This window comes from Micrococcus porci, assembly GCF_020097155.1.
GTDB lineage: Bacteria > Actinomycetota > Actinomycetes > Actinomycetales > Micrococcaceae > Micrococcus > Micrococcus porci.
This window is the reverse complement of the sequence record NZ_CP083691.1, coordinates 2,161,900-2,182,847: the sequence shown is the minus strand read 5'-3', so window position 1 is coordinate 2,182,847 and position 20,948 is coordinate 2,161,900. Positions and strand designations below refer to the sequence as shown.

19 protein-coding genes are annotated in these 20,948 nt (G+C 74.4%); 18 read left to right on the top strand and 1 reads right to left on the bottom strand.

Annotated elements, in window-relative coordinates:
- The first annotated feature begins 1 nt into the window (after nucleotide 1).
- Entirely contained in the window at nucleotides 2-838 is an 837-nt protein-coding gene (locus tag KW076_RS10295) for a thiazole synthase (RefSeq protein ID WP_224355248.1), read from the top strand.
- Nucleotides 835-2,016 carry a HesA/MoeB/ThiF family protein gene (locus KW076_RS10290; RefSeq protein WP_224355247.1) on the top strand — a complete coding sequence of 394 codons (1,182 nt, stop codon included), beginning with the start codon at nucleotides 835-837 and terminating at the stop codon, nucleotides 2,014-2,016. Before KW076_RS10295 ends, KW076_RS10290 begins: the two co-directional genes overlap by 4 nt.
- A gap of 22 nt (nucleotides 2,017-2,038) precedes the next feature.
- Here the strand turns inward: KW076_RS10290 and KW076_RS10285 are convergent, their stop codons facing one another.
- The gene (locus KW076_RS10285) at nucleotides 2,039-2,809 is read right to left on the bottom strand and encodes a metal-dependent hydrolase (protein WP_224355246.1); all 771 of its coding nucleotides are present in this window, start codon (nucleotides 2,807-2,809) and stop codon (nucleotides 2,039-2,041) included.
- Nucleotides 2,810-2,968: 159 nt separating this feature from the next.
- On the opposite strand from KW076_RS10285, the gene argS reads away from it, so the two are divergent.
- From argS to atpA, 16 genes are all read left to right on the top strand, one after another.
- A complete protein-coding gene (gene argS / locus KW076_RS10280; RefSeq protein WP_224355245.1) occupies nucleotides 2,969-4,639 on the top strand; it encodes an arginine--tRNA ligase in 1,671 nt (556 codons plus the stop codon).
- 29 nt (nucleotides 4,640-4,668) lie between these two features.
- A complete protein-coding gene (lysA, locus tag KW076_RS10275; protein WP_224355244.1) occupies nucleotides 4,669-6,141 on the top strand; it encodes a diaminopimelate decarboxylase in 1,473 nt (490 codons plus the stop codon).
- A gap of 131 nt (nucleotides 6,142-6,272) precedes the next feature.
- Complete coding sequence (locus KW076_RS10270; protein WP_224355243.1) at nucleotides 6,273-7,619, top strand: homoserine dehydrogenase; 1,347 nt, start codon at nucleotides 6,273-6,275, stop codon at nucleotides 7,617-7,619.
- 3 nt (nucleotides 7,620-7,622) lie between these two features.
- Nucleotides 7,623-8,735 (top strand): threonine synthase, encoded by a 1,113-nt coding sequence (gene thrC / locus KW076_RS10265; protein WP_224355242.1) that lies wholly within the window; start codon nucleotides 7,623-7,625, stop codon nucleotides 8,733-8,735.
- Between the two features lie 4 nt (nucleotides 8,736-8,739).
- Nucleotides 8,740-9,693 carry a homoserine kinase gene (gene thrB / locus KW076_RS10260; protein WP_224355241.1) on the top strand — a complete coding sequence of 318 codons (954 nt, stop codon included), beginning with the start codon at nucleotides 8,740-8,742 and terminating at the stop codon, nucleotides 9,691-9,693.
- A gap of 233 nt (nucleotides 9,694-9,926) precedes the next feature.
- Nucleotides 9,927-11,978, top strand: a complete 2,052-nt coding sequence (gene rho, locus KW076_RS10255) for a transcription termination factor Rho (RefSeq protein WP_224355240.1) — start codon at nucleotides 9,927-9,929, stop codon at nucleotides 11,976-11,978.
- Between the two features lie 105 nt (nucleotides 11,979-12,083).
- Nucleotides 12,084-13,178 carry a peptide chain release factor 1 gene (gene prfA / locus KW076_RS10250; protein WP_224355239.1) on the top strand — a complete coding sequence of 365 codons (1,095 nt, stop codon included), beginning with the start codon at nucleotides 12,084-12,086 and terminating at the stop codon, nucleotides 13,176-13,178.
- The gene (prmC, locus tag KW076_RS10245; protein ID WP_224355238.1) at nucleotides 13,175-14,107 is read left to right on the top strand and encodes a peptide chain release factor N(5)-glutamine methyltransferase; all 933 of its coding nucleotides are present in this window, start codon (nucleotides 13,175-13,177) and stop codon (nucleotides 14,105-14,107) included. The genes prfA and prmC overlap by 4 nt, the downstream gene beginning before the upstream one ends.
- Nucleotides 14,104-14,805: an L-threonylcarbamoyladenylate synthase gene (locus tag KW076_RS10240; protein ID WP_224355237.1), complete on the top strand. Its 702-nt coding sequence runs from the start codon at nucleotides 14,104-14,106 to the stop codon at nucleotides 14,803-14,805. Before prmC ends, KW076_RS10240 begins: the two co-directional genes overlap by 4 nt.
- An 8-nt stretch (nucleotides 14,806-14,813) precedes the next feature.
- Nucleotides 14,814-15,947, top strand: coding sequence for an MraY family glycosyltransferase (locus KW076_RS10235; protein WP_224355236.1), 1,134 nt, complete (start codon nucleotides 14,814-14,816; stop codon nucleotides 15,945-15,947).
- A complete protein-coding gene (locus tag KW076_RS10230; RefSeq protein WP_224355235.1) occupies nucleotides 15,944-16,375 on the top strand; it encodes a hypothetical protein in 432 nt (143 codons plus the stop codon). The genes KW076_RS10235 and KW076_RS10230 overlap by 4 nt, the downstream gene beginning before the upstream one ends.
- Before the next feature lie 211 nt (nucleotides 16,376-16,586).
- Nucleotides 16,587-17,387: a F0F1 ATP synthase subunit A gene (gene atpB, locus KW076_RS10225; protein ID WP_224355234.1), complete on the top strand. Its 801-nt coding sequence runs from the start codon at nucleotides 16,587-16,589 to the stop codon at nucleotides 17,385-17,387.
- Nucleotides 17,388-17,532: 145 nt separating this feature from the next.
- The gene (locus KW076_RS10220; protein WP_135028225.1) at nucleotides 17,533-17,745 is read left to right on the top strand and encodes a F0F1 ATP synthase subunit C; all 213 of its coding nucleotides are present in this window, start codon (nucleotides 17,533-17,535) and stop codon (nucleotides 17,743-17,745) included.
- An 85-nt stretch (nucleotides 17,746-17,830) separates the two neighbouring features.
- Nucleotides 17,831-18,385 carry a F0F1 ATP synthase subunit B gene (locus KW076_RS10215; protein ID WP_224355233.1) on the top strand — a complete coding sequence of 185 codons (555 nt, stop codon included), beginning with the start codon at nucleotides 17,831-17,833 and terminating at the stop codon, nucleotides 18,383-18,385.
- On the top strand, nucleotides 18,385-19,197 hold the full coding sequence (locus tag KW076_RS10210) for a F0F1 ATP synthase subunit delta (protein ID WP_224355232.1): 813 nt from the start codon (nucleotides 18,385-18,387) through the stop codon (nucleotides 19,195-19,197). Before KW076_RS10215 ends, KW076_RS10210 begins: the two co-directional genes overlap by 1 nt.
- A gap of 97 nt (nucleotides 19,198-19,294) precedes the next feature.
- Nucleotides 19,295-20,929: a F0F1 ATP synthase subunit alpha gene (atpA, locus tag KW076_RS10205; protein ID WP_224356834.1), complete on the top strand. Its 1,635-nt coding sequence runs from the start codon at nucleotides 19,295-19,297 to the stop codon at nucleotides 20,927-20,929.
- Nucleotides 20,930-20,948 lie beyond the last annotated feature (19 nt).

Sequence of the window (20,948 nt, the reverse complement as noted above, 5' to 3'; positions counted from 1 at the left end):
GGTGGCGCCGCACGACACGACCGAACGCCGCCGCGCCCGGGAGGCGTCGACCGCCGTCCCGCCCCTGCGGATCGGCGGCTACGAGCTGTCCTCCCGCCTGATCATGGGCACCGGCGGCATCACGGACCTCGCCGCGCTGGAGGGCGCGCTGGTCGCCTCGGAGACGACCCTCACGACCGTGGCCCTGCGCCGCTGGTCCACCGACGCCCGCGACGGGCTGATCGCCCTGCTGGACCGGCTCGGCATCGACGTGCTCCCCAACACCGCCGGCTGCCGCACCGCCCGGGACGCCGTCCTCACCGCGCGTCTGGGCCGGGAGGCGCTGGAGACCGAGCTCGTCAAGGTCGAGGTCATCGCCGACGACCGCACCCTGCTGCCCGACGTCGTCGAGACCCTGGATGCCACGGAGCAGCTGGCCGCCGCCGGGTTCACCGTGCTGGCCTACACCTCGGACGACCCGGCCATGGCCCTGCGCCTGGAGCACGCGGGTGCCGCCGCGGTCATGCCCCTGGGCTCGCCCATCGGCTCCGGGCTGGGGATCCTCAACCGGACCAACCTGGAGCTGATCGTCTCGCGCGCCGGGGTGCCGGTCGTGCTCGACGCCGGCGTCGGCACCGCCTCGGACGTCGCCCTGGCCATGGAGGCCGGCTGCGACGCCGTCCTGGCGGCCTCCGCCATCACCCGCGCCGCCGAGCCGGCCCGCATGGCGCACGCCTGCCGCCTCGCGCTCGAGGCCGGCTACCACGCGCACCGGGCCGGGCGCATCCCGCGTCGGCTCCACGCCCTGGCGTCCTCCCCGATGGCCGGGCGGATCGGCGGAGCCGAGGAGCGGGCGTGAGCCGGCCGGCGGGGGAGCCGCTCGTCCCCGAGGACCGGGCGCCGCACTCGCTGGATGAGCTCTCCGACACCCAGCTGCAGCGCTTCGCCCGCCACCTGGGCCTGGACGGCTTCGGCCCCGAGGCTCAGCTGGCGCTGCTGCGCTCCCGCGTGCTCGTCGTCGGCGCGGGCGGGCTCGGCGCCCCCGTGCTCACCTACCTGGCGGCCGCGGGGGTGGGGGAGGTGCACGTCGTCGACGACGACGTGGTGGACCGCTCGAACCTGCACCGCCAGGTGATCCACGTCGAGACCGACCTCGGCCGTCCCAAGACCGCCTCGGCCGCCGAGACGATGCGCGGGCTGCACCCGGAGATCCGCGTGGTGGAGCACCGGCAGCGGCTCGCCGCGGCGAACGCGCTGGAACTCGTGGGCGCCGTCGACCTGGTGGTGGACGGCTCGGACAACTACGCCACGCGCTACCTCGTGGCGGACGCCGGCGAGATCACCGGGGTGCCCGTCGTGTGGGGCGCGATCCTGCGGTTCGCGGGGCAGGTGAGCGTCTTCGCCCCCGGCGGGCCGCTGTACCGGGACGTGTTCCCGGAGGAGCCCGAACCCGGCGACGTCCCCACGTGCGCGCAGGCCGGCGTGCTCGGCGTGCTGCCCGGCATCGTCGGCTCCCTCATGGCCGCCGAGGCGGTCAAGCTCCTGGCCGGGGTGGGGGAGCCCCTCACCGGCCGGCTCCTGTCCGTGGACGCCCTCACCATGCGGTTCAGCACCCTGCGCCTGGTGCCGGACCCGGAGCGGACGTCCGTGACGGACCTGTCCGCTCACACCGTGCCGCGGGGCGGGGCGGACCCCGTCGAGTCGGGGGAGATCACCCCGGCCGGGTTGGCCGCCCTGCTCGCCGACCCGGAACGCGCCGCGGCGTTGACCCTCCTCGACGTCCGCGAGGACTGGGAGCGCGGCCTCGCCCGGATCTCGGCGCCCGCCGCCGCGGAGGACCGCCACGTCCGCCTCGACGAGGTGCTCGCCGACCCGGCCGCGCACTCGCCGGAGTCGGGCCGCACCGTGGTGGTCTACTGCGCCGCCGGGGCACGGTCCGCGCGGGCGCGGGAGGCCGTCGTCGCCGCCGCGCCGGAGGCGGCGGACCGCGTGCTCTCCCTGGCGGGCGGCCACGCCGCGTGGGCGGACCGGAACTGACCCCGGCGGCGGCCCCGCCCCGCTACGCGAACGGCCCCGGCAGCGGCCACGCCGCCGGGTCGGCCGCCGCGAGCAGCGCGCGGACGACGGCCGACACCGCCCCCACGACGTAGACGGTGCACGCCGTGGCCACCACCCACTCCCGCCAGGACCCCGCCCGGCCGAGCAGGGGCAGGCGGAACCGCCCGCCGGGGAGCCAGAACGGGGTGGGGACCGGGGGGTCCGGCAGGGCGGGCCAGAGCAGGGCCACCCCGCGCGTCGTGAGCATGTCCCCGACGATGTGCAGCCCCACGCCCAGCGCCACGGAGACCGTGAGCCAGGTGGCGCCGGGCGCCGTCGTCCCGGCGAGCGCGCCGGCAGCCAGCCCCACCGCCCAGCCGGTCACCGGGCCCGGGGCCACGCGCAGGATCCGAGCGGCCACCGCGGCCAGGAACGCGGCCACCACGCCCTGGCCGGCCGAGAAGGTCACGGAGCCCACGGTGACGGTCAGCGGCGTCAGCACCCAGGTGACGGCCGTGAACGCCGCCAGCCCCACGAACGAGTGCGTCCCCCGCCGATGCCCGCCCGCCGCGCGGCGGATGAACCGCGCCAGCACCGTGCTCAACGGGGGCAGCGCCGTGGCGATCGTCGCACGCGGGTGGTCCCAGTCGCTGATCAACGCCGCCCCCGCGGTGGTCAGCGCCCCCACCAGCTGCACCTGGGGTCCCACGTACACCCCCGCGAGGTCGGCCAGCGGTCCGGTCAGCGCGAGCCAGCCGGCGGCTCCGGTCACGGCGTGGGAGGGGCCCATCATGGTCGGTCGTGCTCCTGGGGGAAGGCGGGGCGGGGGCCCGCCGACGCTACGGGAGGGCCTGGACACGTTAAGGCCGGACGCCACCGTGCGGCTCCCCGGGCCCCCGCGCCGCCGGACGCATGCGCGCACCCCCGCGCCCGGATCCGTAGACTTGCGCGGGTGAAGCCCGAAGAACTCTCCGCCCTGATCCATGCCCAGCTGCTGGCCGCCGTCGACGCCGGCGAGCTCCCCGCCGAGCTGCGCGAGCAGCTGTCCGCGGACCGCGTGAAGGTGGAGCGCCCCCGCAGCCGCGAGCACGGGGACTGGGCCACCAACGTGGCTCTGCAGTTCGCCAAGCAGGCGGGCATGAACCCGCGCGAGTTCGCCTCGGCCCTGGCCTCGCGCGTGGGGGAGCAGCCCGGTGTGGCGACGGTCGACGTCGCCGGCCCCGGCTTCCTGAACATCACCCTCGACGCCGCCGCCGCGGGCGAACTGGCCCGGCAGATCGTGGAGGCGGGCGAGGCCTACGGCCGCAACGAGGCCCTGGCCGGCCACACCGTGAACATGGAGTTCGTCTCCGCCAACCCCACGGGCCCGCTGCACATCGGCCACACCCGCTGGGCCGCCCTGGGCGACGCGATCGTCCGCCTGCTGCGCGCCTCCGGCGCGGACGTCACCGCCGAGTACTACATCAACGACGCCGGCAACCAGATGAACGTGTTCGCCGACTCCGTCCTGGCCCGCATGGCCGGCCGCGACGTCCCCGAGGGCGGCTACCCCGGCGCCTACGTCAAGGACCTGGCCGACGCCGTCGCGACCGACCACCCGCAGGTGCGCGAGCTGACCGACGACGCCGCCCGCCCCGTGGTCCGCCAGGCCGCCTACGAGCTGCAGATGCAGGACATCAAGGACACCCTGGCGGCGTTCGACGTGCACTTCGACGTGTTCACGTCCGAGACCCGCCTCCACGAGTCCGGCGCCATCCAGGCCGCCGTGGACCGCCTGCGCGAGCAGGGCCACGTGGAGGACCGCGAGGGCGCCGTGTGGCTGAGGACCACCGACTTCGGGGACGACAAGGACCGCGTGATGATCCGCGCGAACGGCGAGCCCACCTACTTCGCCGCCGACGCCGCCTACTACCTGGACAAGCGCGACCGCGGCTTCGAGGAGAAGGTGTACCTGCTGGGCGCGGACCACCACGGCTACGTCGGGCGCCTCAAGGCGATCGCCGCGGCCGCCGGCGACGACCCCGAGGAGAACATCGAGATCCTCATCGGCCAGCTGATCTCCGTGAACGGCGCCAAGCTCTCCAAGCGCGCCGGCAACATCATCGAGCTCAAGGACCTGGTCCAGTGGCTGGGCAAGGACGCCCTGCGCTACGACCTGGCCCGCTACCCCGCGGACTCGCCCATCACCATCGACCCGGAGCTGCTGCGCTCGCAGACCAACGACAACCCGGTCTACTACGTGCAGTACGCGCACGCCCGCGCCTGCGGCGCCGCCCGCACGGCCGCCGCGCACGGGGTGGACCGCTGCGCGTTCGACGCGTCGCTGCTGACCGACCCCACCGAGTCCGAGCTGCTCGCCCAGCTGGCGGAGTTCCCCGCCGTCGTGGCCTCGGCGGCGCGCCTGCGCGAGCCGCACCGCGTGGCCCGCCACCTCGAGGTCATCGCCGGCGCGTACCACTCCTGGTACGCCGCCCAGCGCATCGTGCCCGTCCCGCTCGAGGACGGCACCCCGGCCCCGGTCGAGGACGTCAACCGCACCCGCCTGTGGCTCAACGACGCCGCAGCCCAGGTGCTGCGCAACGGCCTGGGACTGCTCGGCGTGTCCGCGCCGGAGACCATGTGAACGCCGGCTCCGTGAACCTGGAGGAGACCGTGACCGAGACCGCCCCGCAGTCCGCCCACCCGCTCGCCCCGGCCTGGCTGCCGGCGCCCGCGGACCCCGACGCCCTGGCGCCGCTGGTCTGGTCCTCGGGCGTGGCCCGGGACGCGGCCGGCGAGCTCGCCGTGCAGGGCGTGCCCGCCTCCGTGCTGGCCGAGCGGTTCGGCACCCCGGTGCTGGTGCTGGACGAGGACGACTTCCGCGCCCGCGCCCGCGCCTTCCGCGAGGGCTTCGACGCGGCCTTCGAGTCGCTCTGCGGCGGCGCCGACGTGTACTTCGCCGGGAAGTCGATGCTCACCCTCTCCACGGCCCGCTGGGCCGCCGAGGAGGGGTTGCGCGTGGACACCGCCTCGGGCGGTGAGCTGGCCATCGCCCTGCGCGCCGGCGTGCTGCCCGAGCACATCGGCCTGCACGGCAACAACAAGTCCGCCGCGGAGCTCGCGACGGCCCTGGACGCCGGCGTCGGCCGGATCATCGTGGACTCCGTGGACGAGCTCGAATTCCTCGCGGCGCTCGCGGCCGAGCGCGGGCAGATCGCCCCCGTGATGCTGCGCGTGACGCCGGGTGTGCACGCCCACACACACGACTTCATCGCCACAGCCCACGAGGACCAGAAGTTCGGGCTCTCCCTCACCCCGTCCGCCACCGGGCGGGACGGGAACGAGGCCGGCGTGGCCCCGGCCGCCGTCGCCGTGCGGACCGCCCTGCAGGCGGACTCGATCCGCCTCCTCGGCCTGCACTGCCACATCGGCTCGCAGATCTTCGAGGCCGACGGCTTCGGCCTGGCCGCCGAGCGCGTGCTGGGGTTCCTCGCCGAGGTCAAGGACGAGCACGGCGTCGAGTTGCCGGAGCTGGACCTCGGCGGCGGCCACGGCATCGCCTACACCGCGGTGGACGAGCCCCGTCCGGCCGCGGAGATCGCCGACGCGCTCGCGGACGACGTCCAGAAGGCCGTGGAGCGGCTGGGCCTGACGTGCCCGCGGATCTCGATCGAGCCGGGCCGCGCGATCTCCGGCCCCGCCGGGCTCACCCTCTACTCCGTGGGCGTGACCAAGACCGTGGACGTGGACGCTCCCGACGACGGCACCGCCTCGCGCCGGTACGTCGCCGTGGACGGCGGCATGTCGGACAACCCGCGCCCGGTGCTCTACGACGCGGACTACACCGCGGCGCTGGCCTCCCGCACCTCGGACGCCGCTCCCGCGCTGTCCCGCGTGGTGGGCAAGCACTGCGAGTCCGGGGACATCCTGGTCCGCGACGTCTGGCTGCCGGAGGACGTGGCCCGCGGCGACCTGCTGGCGGTGCCCGCCACGGGCGCCTACACCCACTCGATGTCCTCCAACTACAACGCCCTGCTGCGCCCGGCCGTGGTGGCCGTGCGCGACGGCGAGGCGCGGGAGATCGTCCGGCGCGAGACCCTGGACGACCTGCTGCGGCGTGAGGTCGATCCGCAGAACCCGGCCTGAACCGTCGGCGCCCGGTCACGGCCCGACGCGCGGGCCGCGGCCCCCGCCCAGGCCGATAGATTGGGGGCCGCGCCCGGCGTCGTCCGCGACGGCGCCGCGCCCACCGCACCCGCCCCGACCGACGGAGGACCATGGCCGAGCCCACCGCATCCGCTGCGCAGACCGCGCCCGCTCCCGCCCGCGACGCCCTGAGGGTGGCGCTGCTCGGCGGCGGCACCGTGGGGTCCCAGGCCGCGCGCATCCTCACCGAGGACGCGGCCGTCCTCGCGGACCGCGTCGGGGTGCGCCTCGAGCTCACCGGCATCGCCGTCCGGGACACCGCCGCGGTGCGCGACTGGCAGGCCGACCCCTCCCTGTACACCACGGACGCGGAGGCGCTCGTGGACGGGGCGGACCTGGTCATCGAGCTGATGGGCGGCATCGAGCCCGCCCGCTCGCTGATCCGCCGCGCCCTCCAGGTCGGCACGTCCGTCGTGACCGGCAACAAGGCCCTGCTGGCCGAGCACGGCGAGGAGCTCTACCGCCTCGCCTCCGAGACCGGCGCCCAGCTCAGCTTCGAGGCCGCCGTCGCCGGCGCGATCCCGATCCTGCGGCCCCTGCGCGACTCGCTCTCGGGCGACACCGTCAACCGCGTCATGGGCATCGCCAACGGCACGACCAACTTCATCCTCGACCGCATGGACACGGAGGGCGCCTCCTTCGCTGACGCCCTGGCCGAGGCCCAGCGCCTGGGCTACGCGGAGGCGGACCCCACCGCGGACGTGGGCGGGTTCGACGCCGCGGCGAAGGCGGCCATCCTGGCCACGCTGGCCTTCGGCTCGTCCTACACCCTGGACCAGGTCTCCGTGGAGGGCATCACGGAGGTCACAGCCGAGGACAACGCGGCCGCCGCGGACGCCGGCTACGTCATCAAGCTGCTGGCGATCGCCGAGCGGGACACCGCCCGGGACGGCACGGCGGGCGCGATCCTGCGCGTGCACCCCACCCTCATCCCCCGCGAGCACCCGTTGGGCTCCGTGCGCGGCGCCTACAACGCCGTGTTCGTGGAGGCGGAGAACGCCGGTCAGCTGATGTTCTACGGCCCCGGGGCCGGCGGCGCGCCCACGGCGTCCGCGGTGATGGGCGACGCCGTCGCGATCGGCCAGCGCATCGTCCGCGGCGGCCCGGCCCGTCTGCGCACCCCCGTCGCCGCGCTGCCCGCGCTCGACGTCTCCGAGGCGCGCACCTCCTGCATGGTGGTGCTGCGCGTCGCCGACCAGCCCGGCGTGCTGCGCCGCGTGGCCGGCGTGTTCGAGGAGCACGGCGTGTCCATCGAGACGCTCCGCCAGGTGCAGGGCGCCGACGACGCCGCGGGCGCCTCCCTGCGCCTGATCACCCACCGCGCCCGCCAGCGCGACCTCGACGACGTCGTCGCCGAGCTGACCACCCTGGACGCCGTGCACGAGGTGGCGTCCGTCCTGCGAGTCGAAGGGAACTGACCCATGGCCCACGTCTGGCGCGGAGTCATCCGCGAGTACGCCGGCCGCCTGCCCGTCACCGAGGACACCCGCGTGGTCTCCCTGGGCGAGGGCGGCACCCCCCTGATCCGGGCACCGCACCTGTCCGAGCTCGTCGAGGGCGAGGTCTACGTCAAGTTCGAGGGCATGAACCCGACGGGCTCGTTCAAGGACCGCGGCATGACCATGGCCATCACGGCCGCCGTGGAGAACGGCGCGAAGGCCGTGGTGTGCGCCTCCACCGGCAACACCTCGGCCTCGGCGGCCGCGTTCGCCGCGCAGGCCGGGCTCACGTGCGCCGTGCTGGTGCCCGAGGGCAAGATCTCGATGGGCAAGATGTCCCAGGCCGTGGCGCACGGTGCGGAGATCCTCCAGGTGCAGGGCAACTTCGACAACTGCCTCGACATCGCGCGCAAGCTCTCGGAGAACTACCCGGTGTTCCTGGTGAACTCGGTGAACCCGGCGCGCATCGAGGGCCAGAAGACGGCCGCCTTCGAGGTCGTGGACCTGCTGGGCGACGCCCCCGACTACCACCTGCTGCCGGTGGGCAACGCGGGCAACATCACCGCGTACTGGAAGGGCTACCAGGAGTACTCCCGCCCCTACGTGAACCCGCACCCGGGCACCTCGGACGAGGAGCTGCCCGCCGTGGCCACCAAGACCCCGGTGATGTGGGGCTTCCAGGCGGCCGGCGCGGCCCCGTTGGTGCTGGGCCACCCGGTCACGGAGCCGGAGACCATCGCCACCGCGATCCGCATCGGCAACCCGGCGTCCTGGGACCAGGCCACCGCGGCCCGCGACGCCTCCGGCGGCATGATCGACTCCGTCACGGACGAGGAGATCCTCGCCGCGCACCGCTGGCTGTCCTCCAAGGAGGGGGTGTTCGTGGAGCCGGCGTCCGCGGCCGGCGTCGCGGGTCTCATCAAGCACCACGCCGCGGGGAACGTGCCCGCGGGCAAGACGTGGGTCATCACCGTCACCGGCCACGGCCTGAAGGACCCGCAGTGGGCCCTCAAGGGCGCCGACGGCGACGACGTGACCCCGCGCTCGGTGCCGTTCGACGTGGTGACCGTGGCCGAGGCGCTGGGGCTGACCTGAGCCCATGCGTGAGCTGCGCGACCTCACCCCCGGCACCGGCGCCCGCGTCCTGGCGCCCGCGACCTCGGCCAACCTGGGGCCCGGCTTCGACGCCCTGGGCCTGGCCCTGGAGCTGCGGGACGAGGTGACGCTGACCGTCGTGGACGGACCGGACACGGCCGTCGTGACGGGGGAGGGGGCCGCGGAGCTCCCCACGGACGGGGAGCACCTGGTCCTCCGGCTCGCCCACGCGCACCTGACCCGGCGCCGGTTCCGCGCCCCGGGGCTGGCGCTGACGGCCGTGAACCGCATCCCGCACGCCCGCGGTCTGGGCTCCTCGGCGGCGGCCGTGGTCACCGCGGTGCTCGCCGCCGAGGCGCTGCTGCCCGCCGACGAGCGGCTCTCCGCCGCGGAGTTGCTGGACGTCACCGCCCGCCGCGAGGGCCACCCGGACAACGTCGCCCCGGCCCTCTCCGGAGGGGCGTCCGTCTCCTGGCACCGCGACGGCGGGCCCGGCTGGGCCACGGCCGCGGTCGCGCTGCACCCGCAGATCACCCCCGTGATCGGCATCCCGGACGTCACGCTGTCCACCCATGCCGCCCGGGCCGCCCTGCCGGAGTCCGTGCCGCACGCCGTCGCGGCCGAGCAGGCGGGCCGTGCCGCCCTCCTCACGCTCGCGCTGGCCTCCCGCCCCGACCTCCTGCTGCCGGCGACGAGGGACTGGCTCCATCAGGACGCCCGCGCCTCCGCCATGCCGCCCTCGGCCGCGCTGGTGCGGGGGCTGCGGGAGCAGGGCCACGCCGCCGTCGTCTCGGGCGCCGGGCCCACCGTCCTGGTGCTGGCCCCGACCCCGGCCGATGCCGAGCGCGCCGCGGAGGCGATGCGCGCCCTGGCGCCGGAGACCGGGGCCGCGTGGCGCGTGCTGGTGCCCGGCGTGGCGGCCGAGGGTGCTAGGGTGGAGCCACTCCATCACGGCTGACCGGCCGCCCCGCACGCCCGTCGTGCGCCGCGCGTCGCCGCGTCCCGGCCGATCGAGTTCCGGTGCCTCCGCCCCCGCCACGCAGTGACTGCGCGTGGGCTCGGGGAGGCGCCGCCAGGGAAGACCACAGGCCCGGTTCTCAGGCTCGCCGCTGCGCGCGCCGACCGGGCGCCCACCTCAGCCCGCCGCGCGTGACGCGCCGCGCGGCTGCTGACGACGGAGAAGGAACCTTCGTGACCGAATCCCCCGACCAGACCACCGCCGGCGGCGGGCTGGCCTCTCTCAAGCTCGCCCAGCTGCAGGCCCTGGCCTCCCAGCTCGGCATCACCGGCGGCTCGCGCATGCGCAAGTCCGACCTGGTGGCGGCGATCTCCGACCACCAGCGCGGCGGCTCCGTGGCCGACCGCGACGCCGCGGCCCAGGCGGCCGCCGCCCCGGCCGCGCAGGCGGAGGCCGCCGAGGCCCCGGCCGCGGAGCAGGCCCCGCGCTCACGCCGCCGCTCCCGCCGCGCCGACTCCGACGGCGCCGTGGCCGCCGACCAGCCCGCCGAGGCCACGCAGGCCCCCGCCGACGAGCAGCCCGCCGCCGAGACCGAGGACGCCCCCGCGCGCGCCGAGGCGTCCGCCGAGTCCGGCGCCCAGGAGGCCGGCTCGGGCCGCTCCCGCCGTCGGCGCGGCGACCGCGCCGCGCGCGACGAGCAGCAGGACGGCGCGCAGGACGAGAAGCAGGAGTCCGGCCGTGGCGCCGGCGAGGAGACCCGTCGCGAGCAGGACGGCGACGAGGAGCGCGCCGAGGGCCGTTCCCGCTCCCGCCGGGGCCGCGGCGACCGCGACCGCGGCGAGCGTCAGAACGCGGACCGCCAGAACGGCGAGCGGGCCAACGGCGAGCGGGCCAACGGCCAGGGTGAGGATCGCTCCCAGGGCGGCCGCCGAGAGGACCGCGAGGAGGAGTCCGGTCGCGGCCAGGGCGGCGACGGCCAGAAGCGCAGCGACCGCGGCAACGGGCGGCGCGAGGACCGCGACGAGGACGGCCGCCGCGGCCGCAACCGCCGCAACCGCAACGACCGCGGGCGCAACCGCCGCTCCCGCGGGCCCGAGGTGGACGACGTCGAGGTGACCGAGGACGACGTCCTCCAGCCCGTCGCCGGCATCCTCGACGTGCTGGACAACTACGCGTTCGTCCGCACCTCCGGGTACCTGCCGGGGGAGAAGGACGTCTACGTCTCCCTGGCCATGGTCAAGAAGTTCGGCCTGCGCAAGGGCGACGCCGTCGTCGGCGCGATCCGCGCCCCGCGCGAGGGCGAGAAGCCGCACTCCGGCGGCGGCCGCAACCAGAAGTTCAACGCGCTGGTCAAGGTCACCACCGTGAACGGCCAGCCGGCGGAGGAGAACCCGCAGCGCGTGGAGTTCGGCAAGCTCGTGCCGCTGTACCCCACCGAGCGCCTGCGCCTGGAGTCCGACCACAAGCTGGTCGGCCCGCGCGTGATCGACCTCATCAGCCCCATCGGCAAGGGCCAGCGCGGCCTGATCGTCTCCCCGCCCAAGGCGGGCAAGACGATGATCCTGCAGTCCATCGCCAACGCCATCACCCGGAACAACCCCGAGGTGCACCTGATGATGGTCCTCGTGGACGAGCGTCCCGAGGAGGTCACGGACATGCAGCGCTCCGTGGCCGGCGAGGTCATCGCCTCCACCTTCGACCGCCCGGCCGAGGACCACACCACCGTGGCGGAGCTGGCCATCGAGCGCGCCAAGCGCCTCGTGGAGATGGGCCGCGACGTCGTCGTGCTCCTCGACTCCATGACCCGCCTGGGCCGCGCCTACAACCTGGCCGCCCCGGCCTCGGGCCGCATCCTCTCCGGCGGCGTCGACTCGGCCGCGCTGTACCCGCCGAAGAAGTTCTTCGGCGCCGCGCGCAACATCGAGAACGGCGGCTCGCTGACCATCCTCGCCACCGCCCTGGTGGAGACCGGCTCCCGCATGGACGAGGTCATCTTCGAGGAGTTCAAGGGCACCGGCAACATGGAGCTGCGGCTGTCCCGGCAGCTCGCCGAGCGCCGCATCTTCCCGGCGGTGGACGTCAACGCGTCCGGCACCCGCCGCGAGGAGGTCCTGCTCTCCCCGGAGGAGGTCAAGATCATGTGGAAGCTGCGCCGCGTCCTCTCCGGCCTGGACACCCAGCAGGCCCTCGAGCTGCTCACCAACAAGATCAAGGACACCGCGTCCAACGCGGAGTTCCTCATGCTGGTCTCCAAGACCACGCTGGGCTCCAAGGGCGACGACTGAGTCCCGCCTGACCGTGCGGCCCCGCCGTCGGACCCGCGCGGTCCGGCGGCGGGGCCGTCGTCGTCCGCCCCGTCCCGCCACCCCGACCCGTCACCAGGAGGCACCGTGTTCGAGTCCGTCGAGCGTCTGCTCGCCGAGCACCGCGAGCTGGCCGGCCAGCTCTCCGACCCCGCGCTCCACGCCGACGCCGCCCGCGCCCGCCGCGTGGGGCGGCGGTACGCGGAGCTGGGGGCGGTGGTCGCGGCCCACCGGGAGTGGGAGCAGGCGGTGGCGGACCGGGACGACGCGAGGGAGCTGGCCGCGGCGCCGGGGGAGGACGCCGCCGCCTTCGCCGCGGAGGTGCCCGCCTTGGAGGCCGCCGCGGACGAGGCGGCCGAGCGCCTGCGCCGGCTGCTGATCCCGCGGGACCCGGACGACGGGCGCGACGTGATCCTCGAGATCAAGGGCGGCGAGGGCGGCGAGGAGGCCGCGCTGTTCGCCGGCGACCTGCTGCGCATGTACCTGCGCTACGCGGAGTCGCGGGGCTGGCGGACGGAGGTCCTCTCGGCCACCCACTCGGACCTGGGCGGCTTCAAGGACGTCCACGTGGCGGTGCGCGGCTCCGCCCAGGACCCGGCGGAGGGCGTCTACGCCCGCCTGAAGCACGAGGGCGGGGTGCATCGCGTCCAGCGGGTGCCGGTCACGGAGTCCGCCGGGCGCATCCACACCTCGGCCGCCGGCGTGCTCGTGCTGCCCGAGGCCGACGCCCCCGACGAGGTGCAGATCGACCCCAACGACCTCAAGACGGACGTGTTCCGCTCCTCCGGGCCGGGCGGCCAGTCCGTCAACACCACCGACTCCGCGGTGCGCCTGACGCACCTGCCCACGGGGATCGTCGTGTCCATGCAGAACGAGAAGTCGCAGATCCAGAACCGGGAGGCGGCGCTGCGGGTGCTGCGCTCGCGCCTGCTGGAGCGACAGCGGGCGGAGCGGGACGCGGAGGACTCGGCCGCGCGCTCGGCCCAGGTGCGCACCATGGACCGCTCCGAGCGGATCCGCACCTACAACTTCCCGGAGAACCGCATCGCCGACCACCGCACCGGCTTCAAGGCGCACAACCTCGACGCTGTCCTGGACGGGGCGCTCGACCCGGTGATCGACTCCTGCGTCGCCCTCGACGAGCAGCGTCGCTTGGCGCGGCTGGGGGAGGAGGCGCGGTGACCTCGTCCGGACCGGCGACGCCGCCCGCGGACTGGTCGGCGCTGCTGCGGCAGGCCGCGGCCACCCTGCGGGCCGCGGGCGTGGACTCCCCGCGGGCCGATGCGGAGCTGCTGCTGTCCCACCTGCTGGGCGGGGACCGCGGCACGCTGCTGGCCCGCGTGCTCGCGGGGGCCGCGCCCGGCCCCGGGCAGGCGGAGGCCTTCGGAGCCCTGGTGGAGCGCCGGGCCGTGCGCGAGCCGCTGCAGCACATCACGGGGGCGGCCGCGTTCCACGGGCTCACGCTCGAGGTGGGCCCGGGGGTGTTCGTCCCGCGGCCGGAGACCGAGCTGCTGGTGGAGGAGGGCATCCGGGCGCTGGCCGTGCTGGACGGGCCGGCGCGGGTGGTCGACCTGTGCACGGGCTCGGGGGCGATCGCCGCCGCAGTGGCCGCCTGGGCCGAGGAGCGCCACCGCGACGTGGCGGTGACGGCCGTCGAGCGGGAGGACGCGGCCCTGGCGTGGGCCCGACGGAACCTCGAGCCGCGCGGAGTGGACCTGCGACAAGGCGATGCCCTTGTCGCGTGCGCGGACCTGGACGGCACCGTGGACGTCGTCCTCTCCAATCCGCCGTATGTCCCGGACGCGGAGCTGCCCGTCCAGGCCGAGGCGCTCGCGGATCCGCCCACGGCCCTCTACGGCGGGGACGCGGCCGGGCTGCGGATCCCCCGGGGGATCATCGCCCGCGCCGCGGGCCTCCTGCGACCCGGGGGCCGGCTCGTCATGGAGCACCACGAGGCGCAAGGGGAGGCCCTGGCCGCGGAGGCCCGCCTCGGGGGTCGCTTCGAGGACGTCCGGGTGCTGCCGGACCACACCGGCCGTGAGCGGTTCCTGGCCGCCGTGCGGACGGGTGCCCTCGTCGCGCCGCCCTCGGATGGGAGAATGGAGCCGTGAGTGAGTTCATCGACGTCTCCGACCCCTCCGACCTGACCGCCGCCGTCGAGCGCGCGCGTGCCGTGCTGGCCGACCGCGCCTGCGTGGTCCTCCCCACGGACACCGTGTACGGCATCGGCGCGGACGCGTTCTCCCCGACGGCCGTGGCCGTGCTGCTGGCCGCCAAGGGCCGCGGCCGCACCATGCCCCCGCCGGTGCTGATCTCGGACCGCTCCGTCATGGCGGGGCTGGCCTACGACGTCCCCGAGGCCGCGGAGGAGCTGGCCGAACGCTTCTGGCCCGGCGCCCTCACCCTGATCCTGCGCTCCCAGCCCACGCTGACGTGGGATCTCGGCGAGACCCGGGGCACGGTCGCCCTGCGCGTGCCCGACGACGCCGTCACCCGCGAGCTGCTGTACGCCGTCGGCCCCATGGCCGTCTCCAGCGCCAATCGCACGGGGATGCCGGCGGCCACGACCGCCCGCGGTGCGGAGGAGATGCTGGGCGAGTCCGTCGCCCTCTACCTGGACGGCGGTGAGCGCGCCACCCAGGAGCCCTCCACCATCGTGGACTGCACCGTCACCCCCTTCCGGGTCGCCCGGCAGGGCGCCGTCTCCCTCGAGGCCCTCCGCGCGGTGGTCCCGGACCTCGTCGCCGAGGGCGAGGAGCCGCCCGTGCCCGCCGAGCTCACCACGCCGCCGGCCGCGCCGGAGGCCTGAGCCCCCGCGTGCGCGCCTACCTCCTGGTCGCGGCCGTCACGGCCCTGACGTGCCTGGCGCTCACCCCGTGGGTGCGGCGCGTCGGGGTGCGCGCACGCGCCTACACGCCGCACCGGGACCGGGACGTCCACCGCGCCCCGGTGCCGAAGCTCGGGGGCGTCGCCATGGTCGCGGCCGTGCTCGCCGGCCTCGCCGTGGCGGGTACCGTCCCGTTCCTCGGGGGGATCTTCACCGACGCCTCCGCCATGCGCGGGCTGCTCGCCGCGCTCGGGATCATCCTGGTGCTGGGCGTCGTCGACGACCTCGTGGACCTGCGCTGGTGGGCCAAGCTCGGCGGCCAGAGCCTCGCCGCTCTCGCCGTGGCGCTGGGAGGGATCCGGATCGCGGCCCTGCCCGTGGGCTGGATCCACGTGGGCAGCGAGGCCGTGCAGGTCGCGCTCACGGTCTTCGTCGTGGTCCTGACCATGAACGCCATCAACTTCATCGACGGCCTGGACGGCCTCGCGGCCGGCGTCGCGCTGATCGGCGGCTCGGCGTTCTTCGTGTACTCGTACCTGTTGACGCGCACCATCGACCAGTTCGACTACTCCAACCTGGCCACGCTGCTCATGGCCCTGCTGATCGGGGCGTGCGCCGGGTTCCTGCCCTACAACCGCCATCCGGCGCGGATCTTCATGGGGGAGTCGGGAGCCCTCCTGCTGGGGCTGCTGCTCTCGACGGCGGCGGTGGCCGTGACCGCCGACCTCGACGCCCTGGAGGGGTTCCGCTTCCGCAACGTCCCGGCCTACATGCCGGTGCTGCTCCCGATCGCCGTGCTGGCCCTTCCGCTGGCGGACCTGACGATCTCGGTCATCCGCCGGGCCGCGCACGGGGAGAGTCCGTTCGGCGCGGACCGCGGTCATCTGCACCACCGTCTCGTCGACGGCGGCTTCACGCACGCCCAGGCCGTCCGGGTGCTGTGGCTGTGGTCGTTCATCGTCGCCTGGGGCGTGCTCTCCCTGAACTTCGCCGACGACGCCGTGGTCCTGCTCCTCGCCGCCGCGGGGTTGGCCGTGGCCACCTGGCTGACGGTGCACCCCCTGCGCGCCCGTGCCGCCCGGCCCGCCTCCCGCCCCGACGCCCAGCCGAAGGACCAGCCGTGACCGCCTCTGCCCGACCTGCCCGCCGCCGCTGGGAGAACCGCGCCGGATGGTGGGGGATCCTGCGCTGGTGCTGCGCCGCGACCGCCGTCGGCGTGCTCGCCTGCGGGGCCGTGGCCGCCGTCCTCCACGGCGGTCCCGCGGGTCTGTCGGCGCTGACCGGCGGGGGAGCGGTCCTGGTGCTCTCCGCCCTGACGGGCGCGACGACGGCCGTGGCCTGGGACCGCGCCCGCGCGGCGGCCCTGCCCCTGAGCGTGGGGGCGTTCGTCGTCAAGCTGGTGCTCTACGCCCTGCTCCTCGCGACCCTGCGCATGCCCGAGTGGATGTCCGGCACGGCCGTCGCGGTCGGCGCGCTCGTCGGCGTCGTCGTGTGGCAGGCCGTCGAGGTGCTCGTCTTCGCACGCACCCGCCGCGGCATCTACGCCGACTGACGCGAGGCGCCGAGGGTCGCGTTCTCACCGGCATCGCGGTAGGGAGCACGGCCGCCCGTTTGGTATCGTCTACGGCGAACACACCGACGGTCCTCGTGCGCCGCTCGATGTCCTCTTCCCAGGCTCTCCGGTCCCCTCTCGTCGCGGGTCCAGGTCCGGTGCGAGGGCCGGGCCCGCGGGCCGGTCGCGCACCACTTCGGAGAGGAACCGCGTGCTACCCCTCGTGCTGGCCAACGCAGAATTCGTGCCCCCGTCCGTCTCGGACGCTCACCTGCCGGATCTCCTGCCGTGGGGCGCCGAGTACGGCACGGGCTTCGGCAAGCAGATGCTGCTGGTGTTGCTCTCCGTCGTGCTGATCACCGGTTTCTTCGCCTGGGCCATGCGCAAGCCGAAGCTCGTTCCCGGCCGCGCCCAGTGGATCGCCGAGTCCGGGTACGCCTTCGTCCGCAACGGCATCGGCCGCGACGTCATGGGCGAGAAGCACTTCAAGCAGTGGGTGCCGCTGCTCTTCGCGATCTTCTTCTTCGTGCTGCTGAACAACCTCTTCGGCGCCATCCCGCTGCTCCAGATGCCCTCGTTCTCCCACGCGGGCTCCGCGTACGCCATCGCGCTGATCGTCTACGCGATCTGGATCGGCGTGGGCGTCAAGCACCACGGCGTGAAGTACTTCAAGCTGGCCGTCGTCCCCTCGGGCGTCCCGGGCTGGATCCTGCCGCTGCTCGTGCCGCTGGAGTTCATCTCGAACTTCATCGTGCGCCCGCTGACGCACTCCCTGCGTCTGATGGCCGTGATGCTCGCCGGCCACATGATCGTCATGCTCGCCGGCGCGGGCGCGGCCTTCCTCATCACGCAGACCGGCAACCCCCTGCTCGCCGGCACCGGTGTGCTGGTGATCCTCGCCTCCGTGGCCCTGTACCTCCTGGAGATCCTCCTGATGTACCTCCAGGCCTTCGTCTTCACGCTGCTGACCGCCCTGTACATCCAGGGCGCCATCGACGCGAACGACCACTGATCTTCCCGGCCGGCGCGTCCTGAACGGACGTCCGGACCCGGGGCGGGACCTCCCGCACAGACTCCTTCCCGGCCCGCGCGGGCCCGGGAAGAGAGACCTCCCCCCAACTCGGCCGGAACCCTCCGGCCCCGTGAAAGGAAGCACCATGGAAATCTCCGGCTCCCTCAACATGATCGGCTACGGCCTCGCCGCCATCGGCTCCGCCATCGGCGTGGGCCTCATCTTCGCCGCCTACATCAACGGCGTCGCCCGCCAGCCCGAGGCCCAGCGCATCCTGCAGCCGATCGCCCTCCTGGGCTTCGCGCTCGCCGAGGCCCTGGCCATCCTCGGCCTGGTCTTCGCCTTCGTCATCAACTGATCCTGTCCCTGCCAGGGCCGGCCGCCGTGTCCGCGGCGGCCCGGCCCACGCCAGACAGGACACCCGAACGAAGGATGGTTAGAACATGATCAGCAATGGACTGATCCTCGCGTCGGCGGAGGGTGCGAACCCGCTCGTCCCGAACCCGTGGGAGATCCTCGTCACCACGGTGGGCTTCGCCGTCCTGATGTTCATCGTCGTCAAGTTCGTCGTCCCGGCCCTCGAGAAGTCCTACACGGACCGCGTCGAGGCCATCGAGGGCGGTCTCGAGAAGGCCGAGAAGGCCCAGGCCGAGGCGAACAAGATGATGGCGGACTACGAGGGCCAGCTGGCGGACGCCCGCCAGGAGGCCAACCGCATCCGCGAGGAGGCCCGCACCGAGGGCGCCCAGATCGTCGCGGAGGCGCGCGAGCGCGCCGCGGCCGAGGCGGCGCGCATCACGGAGCAGGCCCAGACGCAGATCGCGGCCGAGCGCACGCAGGCCGCCGCCCAGCTCAAGGGCGAGGTCGGCACGCTGGCCACCACCCTGGCGAGCAAGATCGTCGGCGAGTCCCTCGACGACGACGCCCGCTCGCAGCGCGTGGTGGACCGCTTCCTCGCTGACCTCGACCGGCACCAGAGCGCGGGTGTGTCCGAATGATGACGGGCGCATCGGGTGACTCGCTGACCGCCTCCCTGGAGTCGGTCCGCACGGTGCTGGACGAGGGCGGCGTCGCGCTGGCACGCGAGCTGTTCGCGGCGCTGGACGTCGTGGACCAGCAGGGCGCGCTGCGGCGTGCCCTCACGGACCCCGCCTGGAGCACCGAGCGCCGCCACGGCGTCCTGGACTCCCTGTTCGGCGGCCGGGTGAGCCCCGGTGCCCTGCAGGTCCTCAAGGACCTGGCCGGCCGGCGCTGGTCGGCCGAGCGTGACTTCGGGGACGCCCTCGAGGCGGTGGCCGCGGACGCGGCCGCCGGCGAGGCGGCCCGTGGCGGTCACGCCGGCCTGGCCGCCCTCTCGGGCGAGCTCCTCGGCTTCCAGCGCGTCTTCCAGGACTCGCACGAGGTCGAGCGCGCCCTGACCGATCAGCGCGCCCCGCGCGAGTCCCGCTCGGGGCTGGCGCGGCGACTGCTCGGCGCCCAGGCCTCCCCGGCCGCCGTGCTGCTCGTCGAGCGCGCGGTGACCGACGGCCGCGGCGTCAAGCCGGCCACGGCGCTGCGCTCCTACGCGGATGTCGTCGCCACGCGTCAGCGTCAGTGGATCGCCGAGGTGACGGTCGCCCGTCCGCTCGAGGACGGTCAGCGGGAGCGGCTCGCCGCCGGCCTGCGCCGCGCCTTCGGACGCGACCTCGTGCTCGACGTGAACGTGGACCCCACCGTGGTGGGCGGCATCCGCGTGCAGGTCGGGGACGACGTCATCGACGGCTCCATGGCCAGCCGACTGAACGACCTCCAGCGCCGGATGGCGGCCTGACCGGCTTCACGCCGGTCGGGCCGTCCCACGGACCACACAGACCACCAGCATCATCGTCACGTCGATGATCACCAAGCACAGAGAGCAGGGACTGCAGATGGCCGAACTGACCATCAACGCCGACGATGTCCGCAATGCCTTGAACGACTTCGCGGCATCGTACGAACCGTCGGACACCACGCGCACCGAGGTGGGCCGCGTCATCTCCGCGGCGGACGGCATCGCCCGTGTGGAGGGCCTGCCCTCCGTCATGGCGAACGAGCTGCTGCGCTTCTCCAACGGCATCCTCGGCCTCGCCCAGAACCTCGACGCCCGTGAGATCGGCGTCGTCGTCCTCGGCGAGTTCCAGGACATCCGCGAGGGCATGGAGGTCCAGCGCACCGGGGAGATCCTCTCCGTGCCGGTCGGCGACGGCTTCCTGGGCCGCGTCGTGGATCCGCTGGGCCACCCGCTGGACGACCTGGGCCCGATCGAGGCCGAGGGCCGCCGCGCCCTCGAGCTGCAGGCGCCCACCGTGACCCAGCGCAAGTCGGTGCACGAGCCGCTGCAGACGGGCATGAAGGCCATCGACGCGATGATCCCGATCGGCCGCGGCCAGCGCCAGCTGATCATCGGCGACCGTCAGACCGGCAAGACCGCCATCGCCGTGGACACCATCCTGAACCAGAAGGCCAACTGGCAGACCGGCGACGTGGACAAGCAGGTCCGCTGCGTGTACGTGGCCGTGGGCCAGAAGGCCTCCACCATCGCCGCGGTGCGCTCCACCCTGGAGGAGCACGGTGCCCTGGAGTACACCACCATCGTGGCCTCCCCGGCGTCCGACCCGGCCGGCTTCAAGTACCTGGCGCCCTACGCGGGCTCGGCCATCGGCCAGCACTGGATGTACGGCGGCAAGCACGTCCTGATCATCTTCGACGACCTGTCGAAGCAGGCCGAGGCCTACCGCGCGGTGTCGCTGCTGCTCCGCCGCCCGCCGGGACGCGAGGCCTACCCGGGTGACGTGTTCTACCTGCACTCCCGCCTCCTCGAGCGCTGCGCCAAGCTCTCGGACGAGATGGGCGCGGGCTCCATGACCGGCCTGCCGATCATCGAGACCAAGGCGAACGACGTGTCGGCCTACATCCCGACCAACGTCATCTCCATCACCGACGGCCAGATCTTCCTGCAGTCGGACCTCTTCAACGCCAACCAGCGCCCGGCCGTGGACGTGGGCATCTCGGTGTCCCGCGTGGGCGGCGCCGCGCAGGTCAAGGCCATGAAGAAGGTCTCCGGCACGCTGAAGCTGGACCTGGCGCAGTACCGCGACCAGCAGGCGTTCTCGATGTTCGCCTCCGACCTGGACCCGGCCACCCGCCGCCAGCTCGCCCGCGGCGAGCGCCTGATGGAGCTGCTCAAGCAGCCGCAGTACTCCCCGTACCCCGTCGAGGACCAGGTCGTGGCGATCTGGGCCGGCTCCAAGGGCCACCTCGACGACGTGGCGGTGGAGGACGTGCTGCGCTTCGAGCGCGAGTTCCTCGACCACCTGCGCCGCAAGGATGTGGTGCTGGGCGAGATCGCCTCGACCGGCAAGCTCGAGGACGAGACGGTCTCCGCCCTGGAGCGCGAGATCGACGCCTTCAAGAAGGGCTTCCAGGCCTCGGGCCACGACGGCGTCGCCGCCGGCCACGAGGAGCACGCCGCGATCGGCCAGGACCAGGTCGTGCAGGAGCAGATCACCAAGCAGAAGCGCTGACCGCGCTGCGGTGAGGGAG